The sequence below is a fragment of the Novosphingobium sp. HII-3 genome, from assembly GCF_002916655.1.
In the GTDB taxonomy this organism is placed as follows: Bacteria; Pseudomonadota; Alphaproteobacteria; order Sphingomonadales; family Sphingomonadaceae; genus Novosphingobium; species Novosphingobium panipatense.
In genome coordinates this window covers 768,010-786,902 of the sequence record NZ_PPSM01000014.1, presented here as the reverse complement: position 1 = coordinate 786,902, position 18,893 = coordinate 768,010, and the positions used below count along the sequence as shown (strand labels likewise).

Below are 18,893 nucleotides of genomic sequence, written 5' to 3'. Positions count from 1 at the left end.
CTATAACAGATTGGACGTTATAGCGGCCTTTTTTCGTTCATTTGCAATACCTTATACCCAATCCGCTATAACGCTAAGGAAAATCAAGGAATAGGGTAATGAGTGTTGCAACAAGCAAATTGTACCTGTTGCTTACAATTGTAGTGGTTGCATACAACGTTAAAAGGCGGCGATAGGTTTTTCCATAGCGTCATAGCGGATCACCCGTATCCCTTTGAAAACACGCCACATTTTCCCGCTATAACAGGTTTCGACGTTTTAGCGACTAAGGCCGCTCCCGAGTAACACCTTTCACCGTGGTAAGTAGTTTACGACAAAATATTTATTGAACGTCCCTATTGACGGCGGTGCTACTGGGCATCAACTTTAGGATGTTCAACAAAACAAGGTCCGCTTTACACATGGCAAAGTTCACGCACCAGTCCACCGCGAATGGCGACATTCTCGCCATCGAGCGCAACGGCACCCGCGCGACCACCGCGATCGATGCCACCCGGCACCCACTTCTGTCCGGCCTGTCCGCCGCCTCGGTCGCTTACGCCAATGGCGGTGCCGATGCTTATGCGACGTATCAGTCCGAGCCCGCGCTTGAACACGTCCGTAGCACCGTTGCACCGCCGATGCTGGCTGCTTTGGGCCGCGCCATGCACCTCGCCAGCGCCGAACGTCGCGCGGTGGCGGAAACGGACGCACGACTGCGTGCGGTTCCTGAGTCAGTCGATATGCGGCACGAAGGGGAACGGCGCGCCCGCGTGGCCGGAATGGATCGCGGTGCGCAGATGGCATTTGTGCAGTCGGCTGATGTGACCGACCTCGCGGCGCTAGTGGCTCGCGGCAATCTCGCCGCCATCTCGCCCGAAGCGTTCGAGGTGGCCCAGGATCGGTATCTGGCGCTTGCTCACATCGAGCGCTCTGCGTCCCACTCGCTGCACCCCAAGCGCCCAACCCTCGAACTGCTATCGCCCGCAGGCCCCGACATGGCGGCGGCGGAAGCAGCAGCACAGGCGAGCATTGCGCAGCACAACCAGCGTCGCGCTGCTCTGGATGAAGTCGAGCAGGCACTTCAAAATACCCTGTCGGTGCTCGCCGTCTCGCTCGACGCGCAGCCGTCCGATGTGCTCGACGCGGTTCTGGCGGCATCGTGACCCCGGTGTTCCTGCCTGCCCAGCCCGTCATTGCGTCCGGTGACGCTTGGCGGCGGCTGGGCTGGTCCCGTCAACTGGCCTTACACCATCAAGCCCGCAATGGCTTCCCGCGCCCAATACGGCGCGGGTTGCTCGACACGGGCGCGGTCGCCCGGTGGCTGGTGGCGCATGGTCGCAACATTCAATGGGTGTGAAAATGACAGAACAAATCGTCCGCCGCCCCAACGGCACGTTCGGTCCCGGCAATCCGGGGCGCGTCAGGGGCAGCAAGAACAAGGTGTCGCTTGCATCGCTCAAAGCGGTGCAAGATTTGTCGAGTGAAGCAATCGCGAAGCTGAAAGAACGCGTCACCGCTGGCGACATGACCGCGATCAAGTTAGTCCTCGAATACACCTTGCCTAAAGGTGGCCGAACGGTCGAATTGGACAGCAGCGATCCCAACGCAATTATCGACGCAGCGGTAATGGGTGAAATCAGTCCCGATGAAGCGGCGCGACTTGCACAAGCAACCAAAACAGCAAGTGAAGCAGCTGAACTGAAGGATTTGAAGCGTCAAGTCGAAGAACTGGAACTTCTAATCACGAGTCTGTCAAAGCGATGAGCCGGGTCAGTCTGTCAAAACGCCTCATGGCGGTACGTTCGGTCCTTTTGCCCGCAGGATCGCTTGCGCACCGCCTGCACAATTGCGAGCCATGGGAACGGAAGCGGTACGATGAGTGGCGCGATGAACGCGACGCATGGCTGGCGAGGTATGAAGCGGAGCACGGCGCAGGCGCGCTGTACGCTCACTACCTAGCCGGTGATGAACGGGCAACATCGGCACCGGCGTTGTGGCCGCTCTCGCTGCGTCTGAAGCTGTTCCCACCTGTCCCGTTTGAGCCGGTGGGCGCTGGTGGCGATGTGGGCCAGCGGCTCGCTGATCGCTGGAACGAGTTGATCCAAAATCAGGACGAAAGACCATCGCTCTTAATTTCTCGGGAGAATCGAGCATGAAGAAACTGGCGTTCCGCCCGTTCCGCGTGGCAAACAGCAGTTGGGCTGGGCTGCTGGATCGTCGTGACAACATCGTGTGGTTCGGTCGGCTTTCGTTCCCGTCCGATGATCCAGCGATCCGCATCCGCGCTGCGCGTCCACTAGAGATGCAGATGCTCGCCAGCGATGTCCTTCGTGTCGATGGGCAAGGCCTCTACGCGATACTCGATGGAATCAACCGGACCATGCCCAAGGCAAGTCCGAGGACGGTCTGGCGGCACTGCTTCGCGCTGTTCAATGTCGGATCGTTCGGCGTTGTGGAGCGGCTGCGAGCGCTGCTGCGACTTGCCTACGGACTTCCGATACCCGAGGGCGAACCCAGCTTCTGGGCCAAGCAGGTGCTGGCGGACCTATCGCGCGTTACTGACCTCGACGAAATGACGGGCAACGTTGAATGGGTGCACTGATCCTCAATCAGTCGTCGAATGAACGTAAAACGTTGAAAGTTGAGCGTAAAGCAGGACGGTAAAGCCCTACGGTAACGCGGGCGGTAACTGGAGACAGTTGATTCGTCTCAGATACCCCCCCCGGCCCCCATCGTGCCGGGCTCCAAACCTCAGGAAAAGTTGCTTGGGGGATAAACCTCGGGGTTGTTACCGTGGTGTGTCTGTAGCGATTTTAGCCACCAGTCCCAATCACTCAATTATACCACCTAAACCATTGAAATTTCGGTGGTGAGCCCTGCTGGGTTCGAACCAGCGACCTACTGATTAAAAGTCAGTTGCTCTACCGACTGAGCTAAGGGCCCTTGACTGCGCGAGGCGTCTTGGTGGAGGTCACCTAGAAGCGTGACGCGCCTTGGTCAAGCGGCCTTGCAATTGTCCCACAGTCAGGTTCGTAAGAGGATCGCGCCACTGCCGCGCAATCTTCGTCGCGGGGTCGAGCACGAAGCGCCGCTCGCGAAAGGCTGGGTGGGGTATGACGAGATCGTCCTGTGCCCAGGCACCGCCGTTCCACAGCACGATGTCGAGATCGAGCACCCGCGCGCCCCAGGCGCGGCCGGTGCGGCGTCGGCCGAAGCGGTGCTCGATCTTCTGCAGCTTGTGCAGCATCTCATCGGGCATACGCTTCGTGCGCACGATGGCGACCGCGTTGGCGTAGCGGCGACGTGAGGGACCGAGCGGCGCGCTTTCGATGACGGGAGAGCACGCGATCACCTCATACCGGCCATGGTCAAGAGCCTTCATGGCCGCAGCCAGTACGCCCCGGGGCGGGCCATAGCGGACGTGGCGCACGTTGGAGCCGAGCGCCACCAGATACCGGTTTTTCCCCATGCCCCACCCCCTCGGGTTGCGTTCAGATGTCCTGAGCGATGCGTGTGTAAAGCTGCGGGCGGCGGTCGCGGAAGAAGCCCATGCCCGCGCGGTGCCGGGCCGCGCGCGCAAGGTCGAGCTGCGCCACCAGCACGCCCGTCTCCTCCGTGCCGAATTCGGCAACGAAGTCGCCCCATTCGTCCGTGATGAAGGAATGGCCGTAGAACGTCTGGTCACTGCCGCATTCCGGCTCCGCCCCGATGCGGTTCGCGGCGATCACGGGCATGCAGTTGGAAACCGAATGGCCGACCATGGCGCGGCGCCACATCCGGCTGGTGTCAAGCGTGGCATCGTAAGGCTCGGAACCGATGGCGGTCGGGTAGAACAGCAGTTCCGCACCCATCAGGGCCATCACACGCGCCGCTTCAGGATACCACTGGTCCCAACACACGCCGATGCCGATGCGGGTGCCGAAGACATCCCACACCTTGAACCCATCGTTGCCGGGGCGGAAATAATACTTCTCCTCGTACCCGGGACCGTCCGGGATGTGGCTCTTACGGTAGGTACCCATGATCTCGCCCTCGGCGTCGATCATCGCGAGCGTGTTGTAATAATGGTGCCCGTCGCGCTCGAAGAAGCTGGTGGGGATCGCAATCTTCAGTTTCGCCGCGAGCGCCTTCATGGCGATGACCGAAGGGTGCTCGGCGGTCGGGCGCGCGTGGGCGAAAAGCGCCTCGTCCTCGATCTTGCAGAAGTAGGGACCGGAGAACAGTTCGGGCGGCAGGACGATCTGCGCGCCTTTGGCGGCAGCCTCCTCGACCAGCGTGGAGACGGCGGCGATGTTTTCGGCCTCGTCGGCGGAACCGAGGGCGAGCTGAAGGGCGGCGACGGTGATCTGGGTCATGCCGCCCAGTTATGGATTGCCCGGCCTGAAGTCCAGACCGGGCGCCCTGTTCACGCCTTCTTGCGAAACAGCAGGGTCATGCGGTCACTCTCCCCGATGGCCTGGTACTTGGCCTTGTCCTGCTCCTTCAGGGCGAGGGTCGGTGGCAAGGTCCACACGCCCTCGGGCCAGTTCGCCGTATCCTTGGGATTGGCGTTCGCCTCCGACTCGCCGACGAGTTCGAAACCCTGTCCTTCCATGAAGCGGATGACGTCCGCTTCGCGCAGGTAGCCCTTTGAGCCATCGGCATAGTCGTCCGGAGCGGTCGGCTTTGCGCGGTGCTGCTCAATGCCGATGACGCCGCCAGGCTTGAGCAGATCGCGCATGCGGGCAACCTCGCTTTCGGCGAGGTTCCAGCGCATCAGGTTGTGCAGCATGCGCGGCACGATGATGACGTCGAAGGTGCCCTTCTCCGCCTCCGGCACCGCGTCGAGCGTGTAGGCCGCGAAACGCTCTGCCGGAAAGCCTGTGAACTTCGCTACGTCCGCCGCGTAGTTGGCGGCCGCCTTGCGGATGCCGGCCTGCCGGTTCGCGTCGAAGGCGGTGCTGGTCGTATCGAAGTAGAGGCCGACAAGGCGCCCTTTCTCGCCAAGATAGAGGCCCAGGAAACGCGAGTACCATTCGCCGCCGGGCGCATACTCGCCAACCTTCATGTCCGGCTGAACGCCGAAGAAGGACAGCGTCTCGACCGGGCGGCGATACTGGTCGCGCGCGCGATCGCCGTTGCGCAGCGGATTTGCCGCAACGCGTTCGAGCGCGGGCTTGCACCCCTTGCAGGCCGGCAGTGCGGAGGGCTTCTCCGCCGCAGCCGCCGGGACGCCAAGCGACGCAGCGACGAGACCGAGGAAGGAGGACAGTGCCAGGAGGCCAGGACGCATCGCATTCTCTCCACACAGAATTGAACCGGCCGGAGAATAGGCCAGCCGCAAGCGATGACAAGGGCCGGACGCGCTCCTATCTAGCCGCTAACAGTTTGTTTCAAGGACATGTGACGACGATGGAAACGGCAATCCTGGCTGGCGGGTGCTTCTGGTGCACAGAAGCGGTGTTTCGCGACGTGGTGGGTGTAGATTCGGTGGAAAGCGGCTACATCGGCGGAACCGTCGAGAACCCCACGTACAAGGACGTGTGCTCCGGCTCGACCGGCCATGCCGAAGCGATCCGCATCGCGTTCGACACGGACGTGATTTCCTACGCCGAAGTGCTGGACGTCTTCCTCGGCACGCATGACCCGACGCAGCTCAACCGCCAGGGCAACGACGTCGGCACGCAGTACCGTTCAGCGATCTTCCCGCTTGACGACGCGCAGCGCGCGGAAGCCGAAGCCGCCATCGCGCGGTGGGACAGCGAGCACCCGGGCGAAAAGGCCGTGACCACCATCGAAGGCCCCGCCACCTGGTATCCGGCCGAGGGCTATCACCAGGAGTACTGGGAAGGCGAAGGCCAGCGCAATCCGTACTGCCTTGCGGTGATCCCGCCCAAGCTGATGAAGCTGCGCAAGAGCTTCCAGAACAAGGTCAAGGCCTGAACGAAGACAAGCCCGCCATCCTGTAAGGAAGGCGGGCTTGCAACTGGCGTCAGCGCTGCCGGTGAGCGGCGGCCTGGTGGCCCCTGCTCTGCGATCAGTGCAGCGCCGAGACGCTGAGGAATTCGGGAATCGGGCCGTTCCAGCTGCCATTGTCCTGCGCCACGACCGGCTCGGCCTCGCGGCGGCGGCCCCGGCTTTCGCTGCGATGCTCCCGACGCGGCTCTTCGGTGCGGGTTTCGCGGCGGGGTGCAGGCTCCACCGGTTCCTCGCGACGCGCTTCCCGGCGGGGCTTTTCCTCGCGGCGCTGGCGCGGCTCGGTCGCCTCGGCGAGGTCGAGCTCATAGACAGGGATCGCGCTGCCGGTCAGCTTCTCGACATTGGCGATCGCCTCGGCATCTTCCGGCGAGACGAAGGTAAAGGCCCGTCCCGTGGCGCCGCCGCGCCCGGTGCGGCCGATGCGGTGGACGTAGTCGTCCGGGTGCCAGGGCGTGTCGAAGTTGAAGACGTGGCTCACGCCCTTCACGTCAAGACCGCGAGCAGCGACGTCGGAGGCGCAGAGAATGCTGATTTCGCCCGCTTTGAACCGCTCCAGCTCAGCGTTGCGCGCGGACTGGTCCATGTCGCCATGGATTTCGCCGGCGGAGAAGCCGTGACGCTGAAGGCTCTTGGCCAGTTCGCGCACTGTGGTCTTGCGGTTGGCGAAAACGATCGCGGTTGTCACGTTGTCCGTGCGCAGGATGTGGCGCAGGGCCTCACGCTTCTTGCGGGCGGGTACGGCAACCTTGTGCTGCACGATGTTCGTGTTGGTAGAAGCGGGACGCGCCACCTCGACGTACTTGGGGTTCGTCAGGAAACGATCGGCCAGCTTCTTGATGACCGGCGGCATCGTTGCCGAAAACAGCAAGGTCTGCCGGTTAGTCGGCAGCTTCGAGCAGATCGTCTCGATGTCCGGGATGAAGCCCATGTCGAGCATGCGATCGGCTTCGTCGATGACGAGGAGTTCGCAGCCCGTCAGCATGATCTTGCCGCGCTCGAACAGGTCCATCAGGCGCCCGGGGGTCGCGATGAGGACGTCCACACCGCTCGACAGCGCCTTGAGCTGGTCGCCCATCTGAACGCCGCCGATCAGCAGCGCCATCTTCAGGTCGTGGTTCTTGCCGTACTTCTCGAAGTTTTCGGCCACTTGGGCAGCGAGTTCGCGCGTCGGCTCAAGAATGAGCGAGCGCGGCATCAGGGCGCGGCGGCGGCCATGGGCAAGAATGTCAATCATCGGCAGCACGAAGCTGGCGGTCTTGCCGGTGCCGGTCTGAGCGATGCCGATGAGATCCTTCATCATCAGGACCGGCGGGATCGTCTGCGCTTGGATCGGAGTCGGTTCCGTGTAGCCGGCGGCTTCCACCGCTTGCAGCAATTCGTCAGACAGGCCGAGGTCGGCAAAGCTCATAGGCAGTTGTATTTTCCGGAAAAAAGGTACGTTAAGCTGCGACAGAGAAGCATGGGCGGAACACAAAGCCGCCCGCGACGTTTGCCGCGCGACAGCCGGCCCTTCGCGGAAAACTGCGGGAAAGTCAAGGAAATCCGCGCGAGTGGAATGAAGCGCGGTCCTGCTCCCTCAGTCCCTCCGGCGGCGCGACCTGCCTTGAAACGCTCGCTCAGTCGTCCTGCTCGACCAGTTCCCGTATTCGTGTGAGCGTACAGCTCATCCCGCTGCGCGACAGCAGCGTGTCGCGGTCCACACAGACACGGCCGTCCGTGCTGCGCTCCATCAGGAAGCCCGAATAGAAGTCACGCGAACGGCAGGAGCGGTCAAGCTGCGCGCTCACGACACGGCGGTCCCGCATCAAAAGAAGAAGGCGATTGTCTCGACCGGGCCGCACCCCCGCAATGTCGGCAGCGGAGAGGCATTTGCCGATCTTGCGCTCCACCACATGCGGCGCGCCGTGCCCCGGCGGCCCAAGGAACATATCCGGCATCGGCATCGCGGCGCGTGGACTGATACGAATGGTCATGCGCTGTTCGACACGCACCTGCCGGGCATCCTGCGGAAAGGCCTGCCCCAGCAGCCCGCCGCCGACCGGGCCCTCGTTCATCTGCACCCCAGGCCAGTATCCGGTCACCTCCATGTCCGACTCCAGCTCCGGCCAGACAGCACTCACCGGCTGAACAGAAGACGCACCGCCCTCGTCCGGCGGGACGGCGGCATCGGCCGATCCTGCCGCTGGTAACAGCAGCATGAAAGGATACAGCAGGGCGGAGGCCAAACTCATTCTGTGATTCTTGTCCAGGAACAATGCGATGCCCACAAGATCCCTTTAGGGCAAGAGCTTGAACCGGCCCTTAACTTCGCCTCTGCAAAGCTTCAGCGCAAGTGTCGAAACCTTGGCCGCTGTGTGCCATATCAACTCGATGACTGACTCGGCATCGCCCTCCACACCATTCCTTGACGAAGCCGCCCGCCTTCTCGGCCCTCGTGGCCTGACAACGGACTCGGACCTCCTCGCCCCATGGCTGACGGACTGGCGCGGCCGGTTCACCGGGAGGGCCTGCGCCCTCGCATCGCCCGCCGACGTCGACGAAGTGGCGTCCCTCGTTCGGCTTTGCGCGCGGCATGGTGTGCCGATCGTCCCACAGGGTGGCAACTCGGGCATGTCGGGCGGCGCCACGCCGGACGAGAGCGGGGCCGCGCTGCTCCTCTCGCTGCGCCGGATGAACGCGATCCGCCGCATCGATGCCGAGGCCGGGCAGGCAACGTGCGAAGCCGGGGTCATTCTCCAGACCCTCCACGAAGCGGCCGAGGCGCAAGGGCTGCGGTTTCCCCTCACCCTTGGTGGCAAGGGCTCGGCCACCGTTGGCGGCCTGATCTCCACCAACGCGGGCGGATCGCAGGTGCTGCGCCACGGCTCCATGCGCGCGCTGGTGCTCGGGCTCGAAGCGGTGCTGGCGGACGGCCGGATCTTCTCGCAACTCACGCCGCTCAAGAAGGACAACCGCGGCTTCGACCTCAAGCAGCTGCTCATCGGCTCGGAGGGGACGCTTGGCGTCGTGACCGCCGCGACGCTGAGGCTATTGCCCGCCGTCGCGGAGCGCATCGTGATCTGGGCCGGCGTGCCGTCTCTCGCCGCCGCCCGCACGCTCCTGCTGCATTGCGACGCGGTGGAGGGCGAGGCGCTGGAGGGGTTCGAGGTCATGCCGCAGGCGAGCATCGACGCCGTTGTCGAGCATCTGCCGGCGGCCCGCCCTCCTCTGCAGGGCCGCCACGCGTGGCACGTGCTGATCGAAGTCGTCGCCGACCGCGCACAGGCCGACACCCTGCGAGCCCGGTGCGAGATCATGATGGCAGACGCCTTCGAGAAATCTCTGGTCGAAGACGCCGCTCTGTCCGCCAGCGAAGGGCAGGCGGAGGCCTTCTGGCTCATCCGCGAGACCGTCCCGGCCGCAGAACGAGCGCGTGGACCGGCCGTCCAGCACGACATCTCGGTTCCCGTGGAAGCCATGCCGTCCTTCGTTAAGACGACAGCCCCTATGCTGGAGGCTGAGTTCCCAGGTGTCGAGGCCATCGCATTCGGACATCTTGGCGACGGGAATGTCCACTACCACGTCATCGCCCCGCAGGAGACGGACGGGCGGTCCTGGAACGCCACCACCGGCAAGGCGATCAGCCGGCGCGTCCACGATCTCGTGACGGAATGGGGCGGGTCGATCTCTGCCGAACACGGCATCGGCCAGCTCAAGCGCGACGAGCTTGCCCGATTGGGCGATCCGGTGGCGCTGTCCATGCTGCGCGCGGTCAAGCAGGCGATGGACCCCGAAGGCCTGCTCAACCCCGGCAAGCTGATCTGAGACCGCATCGCACAGGACCGGTGAAATCGGGCGGATAGCCTGGGCGGCCCTGCTTGCGTGGCGGCAGGCGAGCCACTAAAGCGTGCGCCTTTCGTAGACGACACCCTCGCGGAGAGTATCCCATGGCCAGCGCGCCTCAGAATCCTGCACTGCCCCTGTTCTACCGGGACCTCATCCCGCTCAACTCGCAGCAGCACGCCAACTGGAAGACCCGTTCCACGGATAAGGCAACCTGGCTCGCCGGCATCAACTCTGTGCCGCTCACGGTCGAGGAATTCCCGCAGGCACAGCGCAATTTCCCGATCATCTTCACCGCCGGCGAGAATCCAATTCCGCTGGTGCTGATGGGCATGAACGAGGGCGTGAACGTCTTCGTCGACGAAGACGGCTCGGTGAACACTCCGGTGTACATCCCGGCCTATGTGCGCCGCTACCCCTTCATGCTGGCCAAGCTGCGCCAGGATTCGGACGAGCTTTCGCTCTGCGTCGATCCCACCAGCGACCTTGTCGGCGAAATCGAGGATGGCGAAGCCCTTTTCAACGCTGAGGCCCAGCCGACCGAAGCCACCACCAACATGCTCAAGTTTTGCGAGAACTTCGAGATCGCCGGCACCAAGACGGCGCAGTTCATGGCCGAACTCCAGAAGCACAAGCTGCTGATGGACGGCGAACTGAACATCGACGTCGGCCAGCCGCAGCCCTTCAACTACCGGGGCTTCCAGATGGTCGACGAGAGCAAGCTGCGCGAAGTGCGCGGTGACGTTCTGCGCCAGTGGAACCAGAACGGCATGCTGGCCCTGATCTACGCACACCTGTTCTCGCTGGAACTGGTTCGCGACATCTTCGGCCGCCAGGCCTCCCAGGGCAAGGTGCCCAACCTGGCCGCCGCCACGGGCGAAGTAAACGCCTGATTCACCATTCAAGTGGGTGGGGTTATGACACTTATGTCACAGTCCCACCCAATTCATGCGACGGCGCAGAGTGTCCGCTGGACTTTCAATCGGTAGCCTGCTCCAAAGAATCGCTTGAATCTCGGCTTGGGTAGACCTATGTGTGGTTTGCCCGGCCGGTGCTACCCTCATGGCCCGTTCGGGTTGGTGCACCTCGTGCACCTCCTCCCTGAACCTTGGCCACCTCGCGCATGCGCGAGGTGGTTTTTTAATGCCTGACGTTCACTCGGCGGCCAGAGGCCAGCCCTGCCCGCTGGTTTCGCGCCCCAGCTCTGCCGCACCAAGCTCCGCTACAATCCCCGCCAGCCGCCGCACTAGCCCTGCCAGATCACGGTTCATGCCGGGCATCCCCTCGCCCGGCTCGACAAGCGCCGAATCCAGGTAGCGGCTCCGGTCGATCTCGATTTGCAAAGCATGAATTCCAGCATGCGGCGCAGCGTGCCGCTCCAGAACATAACCTCCGGCGTAAGGCCGATTGTGGACCGCAGGCCGGCCAACCTGCCCGAGATACTCGAACGCGGCCGCCACTATGGCGTCATGGCAGCTGGCGCCGAACCGGTCTCCGATCACCACTTGTGCACGCGGGATACCGGCGCGGACGGGCAGCGGCGGCATCGAATGGAGGTCAATCAGCAGCGCGGCGCCCCAACGGTCACGCAGCCGCGCCAGCACGCCTGAAAGCGTCGCGTGATAGGGTTCATGGACCTGCTCGATCCGCTGGACGAGATCCTCCCTGCTGAACCGCCGCCGCCACAGATCCCCGACGATCGGCAATCGCCGGGGGACCAGTCCCAGGCCGCCCCGTGCGCGGCGACTTGGTGCGGCGATGCCCCCCGGAGGCCGGGCATCGCGCAGGAACATGTCCCAGTCGATGTCGTCCGGAGCGCGGTTGAGGTCGACCATCGCGCGCGGCGCATGAGCGACAAGCAGGCTCGCCCCGGTGACCTGCGCCACGTCCCGCGCGACGGCGTCGACGTGCCGGTCCTCCAGCCTGAGGACCGCAGAGAGGCCGTGCCGCAGATCGGCTAGCAGCCCTCGCGAATAGCCCCGGCCACCATGCGGCGCTGCGATCAGTACAGGTATTCGGGAGGGCTCTCGCTCCAGAAGGAAGAATGCGGCGCCCTCGGGAGAACCGGGAATGCTTCCCCCTGCCTTCTCCTGCGAATCTGTCTCGTCCGATCGCTCGACCATCGCAGTACGCTGGTCGTTTAACGCCGCCGTGTCAAAGCGTCCCGATCTAGGTCACCTCGGAATCGGCGGAAGAATTATAAGTCACGGCGCTGTAGATCTTCGTTCCAGACACTGGCGCCGGCTGGCGCAGGACAGACATTCCAGATTGGACCGCAACGATGATCCGCATCCTCCTTGCCGAAGACGACGAAGCCATGCGCGTATACCTCCAGGGCGCCCTGCAGAACGCGGGCTACAGCGTCGTCGCGGTCGACTGCGGGACGGCAGCGATCCCCCATCTCATGAACGATGACATAGACCTCCTGCTGACCGACATCGTCATGCCGGAGATGGACGGCATCGAACTGGCCCAGCAGTGCGCGAAGATCTCGCCGATGACCAGGATCATGTTCATCACGGGATTTGCCGCCGTGTCCCTGCGCGCCGGACGCGAGGCACCACAGGCCAAGGTGCTTTCAAAACCCTTCCACCTGCGGGACCTGGTCATGGAAGTCCGCCGTGCGTTCAACGTGCCGGAGCATGCCTCCGTCTAATTTCGAAATTTTCTTCATCACCCTCTTGCCAGCCCGAAAAACCCCCGCTAGAGGGCCAGTCCTCCGGCGGGGACACTCACCGGAACGCTCGAATGGAATGGGCGTATAGCTCAGTGGTAGAGCACTATGTTGACATCGTAGGGGTCGCAAGTTCAATCCTTGCTACGCCCACCATTCCAGAAAACCCCGCGGGTCCTCGGACCTGGCGGGGTTTTTCTTTTGCCTCTGTATCGCCGCTCCGAACCTACCGACCCTGCCAGCGCGGGGCCCGCTTTTCCGCAAAGGCACGCGCGCCTTCCCTGGCATCTTCGGATGAAAAGATTGTCTCGATGTAAGGCCCTTGCCGCGCGGTGATCTCGTCTGCGGGCCAGTGCCACGAATCCCGGATGATCGCCTTGGACGCTGCGACGGCAAGCGGACCGTTGCCGGTGATCGCACGGGCCAGCTCGCGCGCGGCCTCGATGGCGGAGCTCTGCGTGATGCGGTTGATCAGGCCGAGTTCCAGCGCCCGCGCCGCGCTGATCGGATCGCCCGTCAGCGCCAGTTCCATAGCGAGCGCCCGCGGCAGGAGGCGCGGCAGCTGGACCACGCCGCCACCCGCCGCGACCAGCCCGCGCTTCACTTCCGGGATGCCGAAGCGCGCGCCCGCGCTGGCGACGATGAGATCGCAGGCCAGCGCGAGTTCGAAGCCCCCGGCGAGCGCCGGACCATCCACGGCGGCAATCACCGGCTTGCGCGGCGTCCAGGTGCAGATGCCGCCAAAGCCGCCCCGCTCGTCCACCGGCAGTTCGCCTCGCAGAAATCCCTTGAGATCCATGCCTGCGCAGAAGAAGCCACCTGCCCCCGTCAGGATCGCACAGCGCAGGTCATCGCGGGCTTCCAGGCGATCCATCGCCGCTCCGATCGCCCGCGCGGCGTCGCGCGTCATTGCGTTGCGCTGCTCGGGCCGGTTGATCGTGACTTCGAGAACGCCGTCAGCCTCCGTAACCAGCACCTCTTCGCCCATCCGCTCGCCCCTCTCTACGCCTGTTTCCATTCCGCACACGCTGGAGGCACAAACCCGGCCTGTAAAGCCGCACGGACGCGATCTTTGGCCCGCCATGCCTTGCCATGCGTGCCCCGCCTGCCTAGAGACTGGCGCAATTCTCACCCCAGGTGGAGTCTTTTGAATGGCGAAGATCAAGGTAGCGAACCCCATCGTCGAGATGGACGGCGATGAAATGACGCGGATCATCTGGCAGTGGATCCGTGAACGTCTGATTCTCCCCTACCTGGACATCGACCTCAAGTACTACGACCTCTCGGTCGAGAACCGCGACGCCACGAACGACCAGATCACCATTGATGCCGCGAACGCCACCAACCAGTACGGCGTCGCAGTCAAGTGCGCGACGATCACTCCCGACGAAGCCCGCGTCGAGGAATTCGGTCTCAAGAAGATGTGGAAGTCGCCCAACGGCACGATCCGCAACATCCTGGGCGGTGTCGTCTTCCGCGAGCCGATCGTGATCTCGAACGTGCCGCGCCTCGTTCCGGGCTGGACCGATCCCATCGTGGTGGGCCGCCATGCCTTCGGCGACCAGTACCGCGCGACCGACACCAAGATCCCCGGCGCCGGCAAGCTGCGCCTGGTCTGGGACGGCGAGAACGGCGAGAAGATCGACCTCGACGTGTTCGATTTCCCGGCTCCGGGCGTCGCCATGGCGATGTACAACCTCGACGAGTCGATCCGCGACTTCGCACGCGCTTCGTTCAACTACGGCCTCTCGCTGGGCTGGCCGGTGTACCTCTCCACCAAGAACACCATCCTCAAGGCTTATGACGGCCGCTTCAAGGACCTCTTCCAGGAAGTCTTCGACAACGAAGGCTTCGCGCAGAAGTTCAAGGACGCGGGCATCATCTACGAACACCGCCTGATCGACGACATGGTCGCATCGGCGCTGAAGTGGTCGGGCAAGTTCGTCTGGGCCTGCAAGAACTACGACGGTGACGTGCAATCCGACACCGTCGCGCAGGGCTTCGGCTCGCTAGGCCTGATGACCTCCGTCCTCATGGCACCCGACGGCAAGACCGTCGAAGCCGAAGCCGCGCACGGCACCGTGACCCGTCACTACCGCCAGCACCAGCAGGGCAAGGCGACCTCGACCAACCCGATCGCATCGATCTTCGCCTGGACCCGTGGTCTCATCTATCGCGGCAAGTTCGACAACACGCCGGACGTGGTGAAGTTCGCCGAGACCGTCGAGCGCATCTGCGTCGAGACCGTCGAAAGCGGCAAGATGACCAAGGACCTCGCACTCCTGATCGGTCCGGATCAGAGCTGGATGACCACGGAGCAGTTCTTCGAGGAAATCGTGAAGAACCTCGAAACCGAGATGGCCAACTGGGCCTGATCCCTATCGCTCGGCGGTGAACGCCGCCGAGCCAACGAAAAGGCCCGCCTCCATCGTGTGAAGGCGGGCCTTTTCTTTTGCCGGTGTTCGGGCGCCCTCCCCGCAGGCGCGCCTGCGGGGTACGTCGCGAACCTCAGCCGAAGGTCCAGGGCTCTTCGCCTTCCAACTTGGTGCGGTGCATCATGCGGCCGCAGGTGGGATCGTAGGCTTCGGCGCGATGCATGGTGCCGGTGTTGTCCCAGATCACCATGTCGCCCACTTCCCATTCATGGCTGTAGGTGAATTGCGGACCGGTCGCCCATTCGCGCAGACCGTGAATGATGCGCGCGCTTTCGAGATGGTCCACGCCCTGCACATGATGGCAGGTGCAGCCCAGCACGAGCGACTTGCGGCCCGACTTGTGCTTCCACACCAACGGCAGGACCTTCTCACCGATGCCCTGCATCCCCTTGAGCTTGGCGAGGCTCGGCTCGGGTTCGTAGTAGAAGAGCGAAGCCCACGGCCCGTGCACGACGCGCAGGTCTTCGTAGTAGGCCTTGTCCTCGTCCGAGAGGGCTTCGTAGGCGGCGTAAGTGTTGGAAAAGCCGGTGTTGCCCGTCCCCTTGGGGCTCGGCACCTTGCAGGTCAGAAGCGAGGCGAGGATCGGCACTTCGTTTCGGGTGCCGTCGATATGCCAGTAGAGCGAGCCCTTCAGGTACTCCGCCGCCATCGGGTTTTCCTTCACATCCAGCGTGATCTTGCTGGGTCCACCGTCCGGCCCTTCCGGGGCGTATTGGCCGAGCGTCTTGGTGAAGGCGATCTGCTCCTCGTCGTTGAAGTTGATTTTGGGAAACACGAGGATGCCGCGCGCTTCCAGTTCCTCGCGCAGCTGCGGAGCGAGTTCGCCGGAAAGCAGTTCGTCCTTCGAATTGAGAATGCGGCTGCCGATGTTCGGCTTGATATGTTCAGCCTTCAGCTGAACCGAGGTGGTGACCGTCATGACCCTGACTCCCAGAAATGCCGTATGAGAACACTGTTACCATGTTCGCGCGACGGTGGGTAGAATCAAGCCGGCTTCCAGCCGATCGCACCCGGGCAGTCGAACTCAACGCCCGTACGGTATGTCCACGCGCTGCCGCGCGATCAGGGGGCCAGCTTGTCCAGCCAACCCTCGACGATGCGGATCGCCTCGGCATGGCCGGTGGTCACGCCCAGCCCGTGCTCCATAACGATGGCACGGCCGATCCCTGCCAGGACCACGCTGAGCCCGGCCGCGTCGAAGCCTTCCAGCCTGCTCAGCCGGTCGCCCAGCAGACGCTTCAGTATCTCCACCTGACGGGCGCGCATTTCCTCGCTGTGCTGGGCCATGTACTCGCGCACGGCGGGGCGGTGGTTCGCCAGTGCCATGAACTCCAGCGCCATGGCGACCCGGCTGGTATCGATGAAGAAGTCCCACAACGCCCGCAGCGGGTCTTCCGATGCCAGCGCTTCCTCGATCATGCGGTCGCTCTGCGCCGCGCCTTGGCGCGAGACTTCGACGAGGAGGTCGTCCGTGGTCGGAAAATAGTAATGCACCAGCGAGGGCTTCAGCCCCGCACGCGCGGCGACGCGCCGCGTGCTGACGGAGGCGTAGCCTTCGTCGCGGATCAACTGGTTGGTCGCTTCGATGATGACGGCCCGAGTCGCGGACGTCTCGGCTCCAACCCTGCGCGTAGCGCCTGCCATTGTATTCCCCTTTCCGTCCCGCCTACGGGGGGATGGGCGCAAGATCAACCGAACAGACCGGATTGACTTTCGTTCCCGTTTTGTTCAGAGTGCATTCCATGAACGCAGTCAAGGGAAGAGGAGCGACAAGCAGCGCGGCAAGCAGCCGGTTCAACCTGCCCGCGCGCGAAACCGACGGCGACTGGCTCGACATGGCCGAAACCGTCGACGGACCTTCGCGGCACCCGGCCACCACGGTGACGGAGGAGCATCCGCGCTCCATCCTTTCCTTCAACGCGTCGCCCGACGTCCCGTTCGACCGTTCGGTGAACGCGTACCGGGGCTGCGAGCACGGCTGCATCTATTGCTTCGCCCGCCCCACCCACGCTTATCACGACCTGTCTCCCGGATTGGATTTCGAGACGAAGCTCTATGCCAAGCCCACGGCGGCCCGGCTGCTGCGCGAGACGCTGGCGAAGCCCGGCTACAAGCCCGCGCCGATTGCGATGGGCACGAACACCGACCCCTACCAGCCCATTGAACGCCGCTACCGGATCACGCGCGAGGTGCTGGAGCTGTGCCTCGAAGTCGGCCACCCGGTCACGATCACGACCAAGTCGGACCGCGTCCTGCACGACATCGGCCTCCTGTCGCAGCTCGCTGCGCGCAATCTCGTCCACGTTGGCATTTCCGTCACCAGCCTTGATCCGGTCCTGTCGCAGAAGCTGGAGCCGCGGGCGGCCTCCCCGGCCAAGCGCATGGCCGCACTGGAACGGCTGGCGGGGGAAGGCGTTCCGGTTCACGTCTCCGTGGCGCCCGTCATCCCCTCCATCACCGACAGCTTCATGGAGGCCATTCTGGAGGAGGCGGCCGCGCGCGAAGTGCGCTGCGCAACCTGGATCATCGTGCGCCTTCCTCACGAAGTTGCGCCCCTGTTCCGCGAATGGCTCGATGTTCACTTCCAGGATCGTGCCGCCAAGGTGATGGCGACGATCCGCTCCATCCGCGGCGGGCGCGATAACGATCCCAACTTCGGCACGCGCATGAAGCCCGAAGGGGTCTGGGCCGATCTGCTCCGGCGGCGCTTCCGGGTGGCCACGGCAAGGCTCGGCATGACGGGACCGTCGGTCGCGCTGGACTGCTCGCAGTTCCGCCGCCCCTCCTGCGACGGCCAGCTCTCGCTTCTGTAAGCAAGTGCGATTGCCGCGCGGAGACACGCAAAGTCCGCGCGCGCTTCTATCGTAAGGCATGACTGGAACCTTGCTCGTCGACCGCCGTGATGCGGTGGAAATCGTCTCCCTCAATCGCCCCGGAGCCCTCAACACCTTCGACGAGGAGATGACCTTCGCCGTCGCCGATTACTTCGCCGGCCTGTCGGATCGGGCCGAGGTCCGCGTCGTCATCCTGCGCGCGGAAGGGCGGGCGTTCTGCGGCGGGCTGGACCTCGGCGGCTGGGCCAACGACGGTTCGCGCGGGGAACTGCAGCACTACTGGCGGCTGCAACGCTCGCTCGGCAGCATCCTCGAACGGATGCGCGCCTGCCCGCAGCCGATCATCGGGCTTGGCCACGGCGCGGCCTGCGGAGCCGGCTTCTCGCTGCTTCTGGCCGCCGATGTGCGCCTCGGCACCCCGGATCTGCGGATGAACGCCGCTTACATAAAGGTGGGCCTGGGCGGATGTGATCTGGGATGCAGCTACTTCCTGCCGCGGCTGATCGGTGCCTCCGTCGCCTCCGAGTACATCCTGACCGGCCGCTTCATGACCGCGGAGAAGGCGCTGGCCTGCGGGCTGCTCAGTCGCATCCTCCCGGCCGAGGACCTGCTGGAGGCGGGACTCTCGCTCGCGGCGGAGATGACGGCCAACGCACCCATGGGCCTGCGCCTCACCAAGGACGCGCTGAACCGTAATCTCGATGCCCGCTCACTGTCGGACGCCATGGCTCTCGAAGACCGGCAGCAGGTCATGATGCTGATGTCGGAGGATTTCGAGGAAGGCGTGGCCGCTTTCCGGGAAAAGCGCGCACCGCGCTACCGCGACCGCTGACCCCGGCAACCACGATCACGATGGCGCGTTCCGTCACCAGTCACCAACTGGGACAGGAGCCGACTTATGGCTGAAGAAACCGTCACCACCGAACGCCCGGCAGACGCTGCTCCGGGCAACACCACCATCATTCGCGAAACCCGATCGACCGGAAGCGGCACCGGCATCATCATGGCGCTGGTCCTGCTCGTGGCGATCGTCGGCGGCATCTACCTGTTCAGTCAGAACAGCGAGACGGCCAAGGACAACGCGATCGCAGAGGCTGCAGGCGACATCGGGAATGCCGCGAGCAAGGTGGGCGACGCCGCTCAGGACGCCGTTAACACCGAGAAGTAACCCGCGCGAGGCAGCCCTGC

21 protein-coding genes and 2 tRNA genes are annotated in these 18,893 nt (G+C 64.0%); 13 read left to right on the top strand and 10 right to left on the bottom strand.

Annotated elements, in window-relative coordinates; translation table 11 throughout:
* Positions 1–401 precede the first annotated feature (401 nt).
* From C2R25_RS07570 to C2R25_RS07560, 4 genes are all read left to right on the top strand, one after another.
* On the top strand, positions 402–1,145 hold the full coding sequence (locus C2R25_RS07570) for a hypothetical protein (RefSeq protein WP_103728555.1): 744 nt from the start codon (positions 402–404) through the stop codon (positions 1,143–1,145).
* 154 nt (positions 1,146–1,299) lie between these two features.
* Positions 1,300–1,746: a hypothetical protein gene (locus tag C2R25_RS07565; RefSeq protein WP_233203805.1), complete on the top strand. Its 447-nt coding sequence runs from the start codon at positions 1,300–1,302 to the stop codon at positions 1,744–1,746.
* A 26-nt stretch (positions 1,747–1,772) separates the two neighbouring features.
* The gene (locus C2R25_RS20165; protein WP_158250623.1) at positions 1,773–2,138 is read left to right on the top strand and encodes a hypothetical protein; all 366 of its coding nucleotides are present in this window, start codon (positions 1,773–1,775) and stop codon (positions 2,136–2,138) included.
* A complete protein-coding gene (locus C2R25_RS07560; protein ID WP_103728553.1) occupies positions 2,135–2,584 on the top strand; it encodes a hypothetical protein in 450 nt (149 codons plus the stop codon). The genes C2R25_RS20165 and C2R25_RS07560 overlap by 4 nt, the downstream gene beginning before the upstream one ends.
* Positions 2,585–2,849: 265 nt before the next feature.
* Here the strand turns inward: C2R25_RS07560 and C2R25_RS07555 are convergent.
* The 4 genes from C2R25_RS07555 to C2R25_RS07540 form a co-directional block, all read right to left on the bottom strand.
* Positions 2,850–2,925: transfer RNA gene (locus C2R25_RS07555), tRNA-Lys, on the bottom strand.
* Positions 2,926–2,953: 28 nt separating this feature from the next.
* Entirely contained in the window at positions 2,954–3,451 is a 498-nt protein-coding gene (gene folK / locus C2R25_RS07550; protein ID WP_103728552.1) for a 2-amino-4-hydroxy-6-hydroxymethyldihydropteridine diphosphokinase, read from the bottom strand.
* Between the two features lie 22 nt (positions 3,452–3,473).
* Positions 3,474–4,337, bottom strand: coding sequence for an N-carbamoylputrescine amidase (aguB, locus tag C2R25_RS07545; protein ID WP_103728551.1), 864 nt, complete (start codon positions 4,335–4,337; stop codon positions 3,474–3,476).
* A 50-nt stretch (positions 4,338–4,387) separates the two neighbouring features.
* Positions 4,388–5,254, bottom strand: coding sequence for a class I SAM-dependent methyltransferase (locus C2R25_RS07540; RefSeq protein ID WP_103728550.1), 867 nt, complete (start codon positions 5,252–5,254; stop codon positions 4,388–4,390).
* 119 nt (positions 5,255–5,373) lie between these two features.
* On the opposite strand from C2R25_RS07540, the gene msrA reads away from it, so the two are divergent.
* Positions 5,374–5,904: a peptide-methionine (S)-S-oxide reductase MsrA gene (gene msrA / locus C2R25_RS07535; protein ID WP_103728549.1), complete on the top strand. Its 531-nt coding sequence runs from the start codon at positions 5,374–5,376 to the stop codon at positions 5,902–5,904.
* Between the two features lie 94 nt (positions 5,905–5,998).
* On the opposite strand, the gene C2R25_RS07530 is transcribed toward msrA, so the two are convergent.
* Positions 5,999–7,348 (bottom strand): DEAD/DEAH box helicase, encoded by a 1,350-nt coding sequence (locus C2R25_RS07530; RefSeq protein WP_103728548.1) that lies wholly within the window; start codon positions 7,346–7,348, stop codon positions 5,999–6,001.
* A 208-nt stretch (positions 7,349–7,556) separates the two neighbouring features.
* Positions 7,557–8,207 carry a hypothetical protein gene (locus C2R25_RS07525; RefSeq protein ID WP_233203804.1) on the bottom strand — a complete coding sequence of 217 codons (651 nt, stop codon included), beginning with the start codon at positions 8,205–8,207 and terminating at the stop codon, positions 7,557–7,559.
* 103 nt (positions 8,208–8,310) lie between these two features.
* Here C2R25_RS07525 and C2R25_RS07520 point away from each other — a divergent pair, with 103 nt between their 5' ends.
* Positions 8,311–9,744, top strand: coding sequence for an FAD-binding oxidoreductase (locus tag C2R25_RS07520; protein WP_103728547.1), 1,434 nt, complete (start codon positions 8,311–8,313; stop codon positions 9,742–9,744).
* Positions 9,745–9,866: 122 nt separating this feature from the next.
* Complete coding sequence (locus tag C2R25_RS07515) at positions 9,867–10,655, top strand: SapC family protein (protein WP_103728546.1); 789 nt, start codon at positions 9,867–9,869, stop codon at positions 10,653–10,655.
* A 261-nt stretch (positions 10,656–10,916) separates the two neighbouring features.
* Here the strand turns inward: C2R25_RS07515 and C2R25_RS07510 are convergent, their stop codons facing one another.
* Positions 10,917–11,885, bottom strand: a complete 969-nt coding sequence (locus C2R25_RS07510; protein WP_103728545.1) for an N-formylglutamate amidohydrolase — start codon at positions 11,883–11,885, stop codon at positions 10,917–10,919.
* A 158-nt stretch (positions 11,886–12,043) separates the two neighbouring features.
* Here C2R25_RS07510 and cpdR point away from each other — a divergent pair, with 158 nt between their 5' ends.
* Positions 12,044–12,418, top strand: a complete 375-nt coding sequence (gene cpdR / locus C2R25_RS07505; RefSeq protein ID WP_103728544.1) for a cell cycle two-component system response regulator CpdR — start codon at positions 12,044–12,046, stop codon at positions 12,416–12,418.
* Between the two features lie 99 nt (positions 12,419–12,517).
* Positions 12,518–12,592, top strand: a tRNA-Val gene (locus C2R25_RS07500).
* Positions 12,593–12,662: 70 nt separating this feature from the next.
* Here C2R25_RS07500 and C2R25_RS07495 read toward each other — a convergent pair.
* Positions 12,663–13,424 carry a crotonase/enoyl-CoA hydratase family protein gene (locus C2R25_RS07495; protein WP_103728543.1) on the bottom strand — a complete coding sequence of 254 codons (762 nt, stop codon included), beginning with the start codon at positions 13,422–13,424 and terminating at the stop codon, positions 12,663–12,665.
* Between the two features lie 163 nt (positions 13,425–13,587).
* Here C2R25_RS07495 and C2R25_RS07490 point away from each other — a divergent pair, with 163 nt between their 5' ends.
* Complete coding sequence (locus C2R25_RS07490; RefSeq protein WP_103728542.1) at positions 13,588–14,811, top strand: NADP-dependent isocitrate dehydrogenase; 1,224 nt, start codon at positions 13,588–13,590, stop codon at positions 14,809–14,811.
* Between the two features lie 133 nt (positions 14,812–14,944).
* On the opposite strand, the gene C2R25_RS07485 is transcribed toward C2R25_RS07490, so the two are convergent.
* Positions 14,945–15,790, bottom strand: coding sequence for a TauD/TfdA family dioxygenase (locus tag C2R25_RS07485; protein WP_103728541.1), 846 nt, complete (start codon positions 15,788–15,790; stop codon positions 14,945–14,947).
* Positions 15,791–15,933: 143 nt separating this feature from the next.
* A complete protein-coding gene (locus tag C2R25_RS07480; protein WP_103728540.1) occupies positions 15,934–16,515 on the bottom strand; it encodes a TetR/AcrR family transcriptional regulator in 582 nt (193 codons plus the stop codon).
* Positions 16,516–16,613: 98 nt separating this feature from the next.
* On the opposite strand from C2R25_RS07480, the gene C2R25_RS07475 reads away from it, so the two are divergent.
* From C2R25_RS07475 to C2R25_RS07465, 3 genes are all read left to right on the top strand, one after another.
* Positions 16,614–17,684, top strand: coding sequence for a PA0069 family radical SAM protein (locus C2R25_RS07475; RefSeq protein WP_103728539.1), 1,071 nt, complete (start codon positions 16,614–16,616; stop codon positions 17,682–17,684).
* Between the two features lie 58 nt (positions 17,685–17,742).
* Positions 17,743–18,537 (top strand): enoyl-CoA hydratase/isomerase family protein, encoded by a 795-nt coding sequence (locus C2R25_RS07470; protein ID WP_103728538.1) that lies wholly within the window; start codon positions 17,743–17,745, stop codon positions 18,535–18,537.
* Positions 18,538–18,603: 66 nt separating this feature from the next.
* Positions 18,604–18,873: a hypothetical protein gene (locus tag C2R25_RS07465; RefSeq protein ID WP_103728537.1), complete on the top strand. Its 270-nt coding sequence runs from the start codon at positions 18,604–18,606 to the stop codon at positions 18,871–18,873.
* Positions 18,874–18,893: the final 20 nt, after the last annotated feature.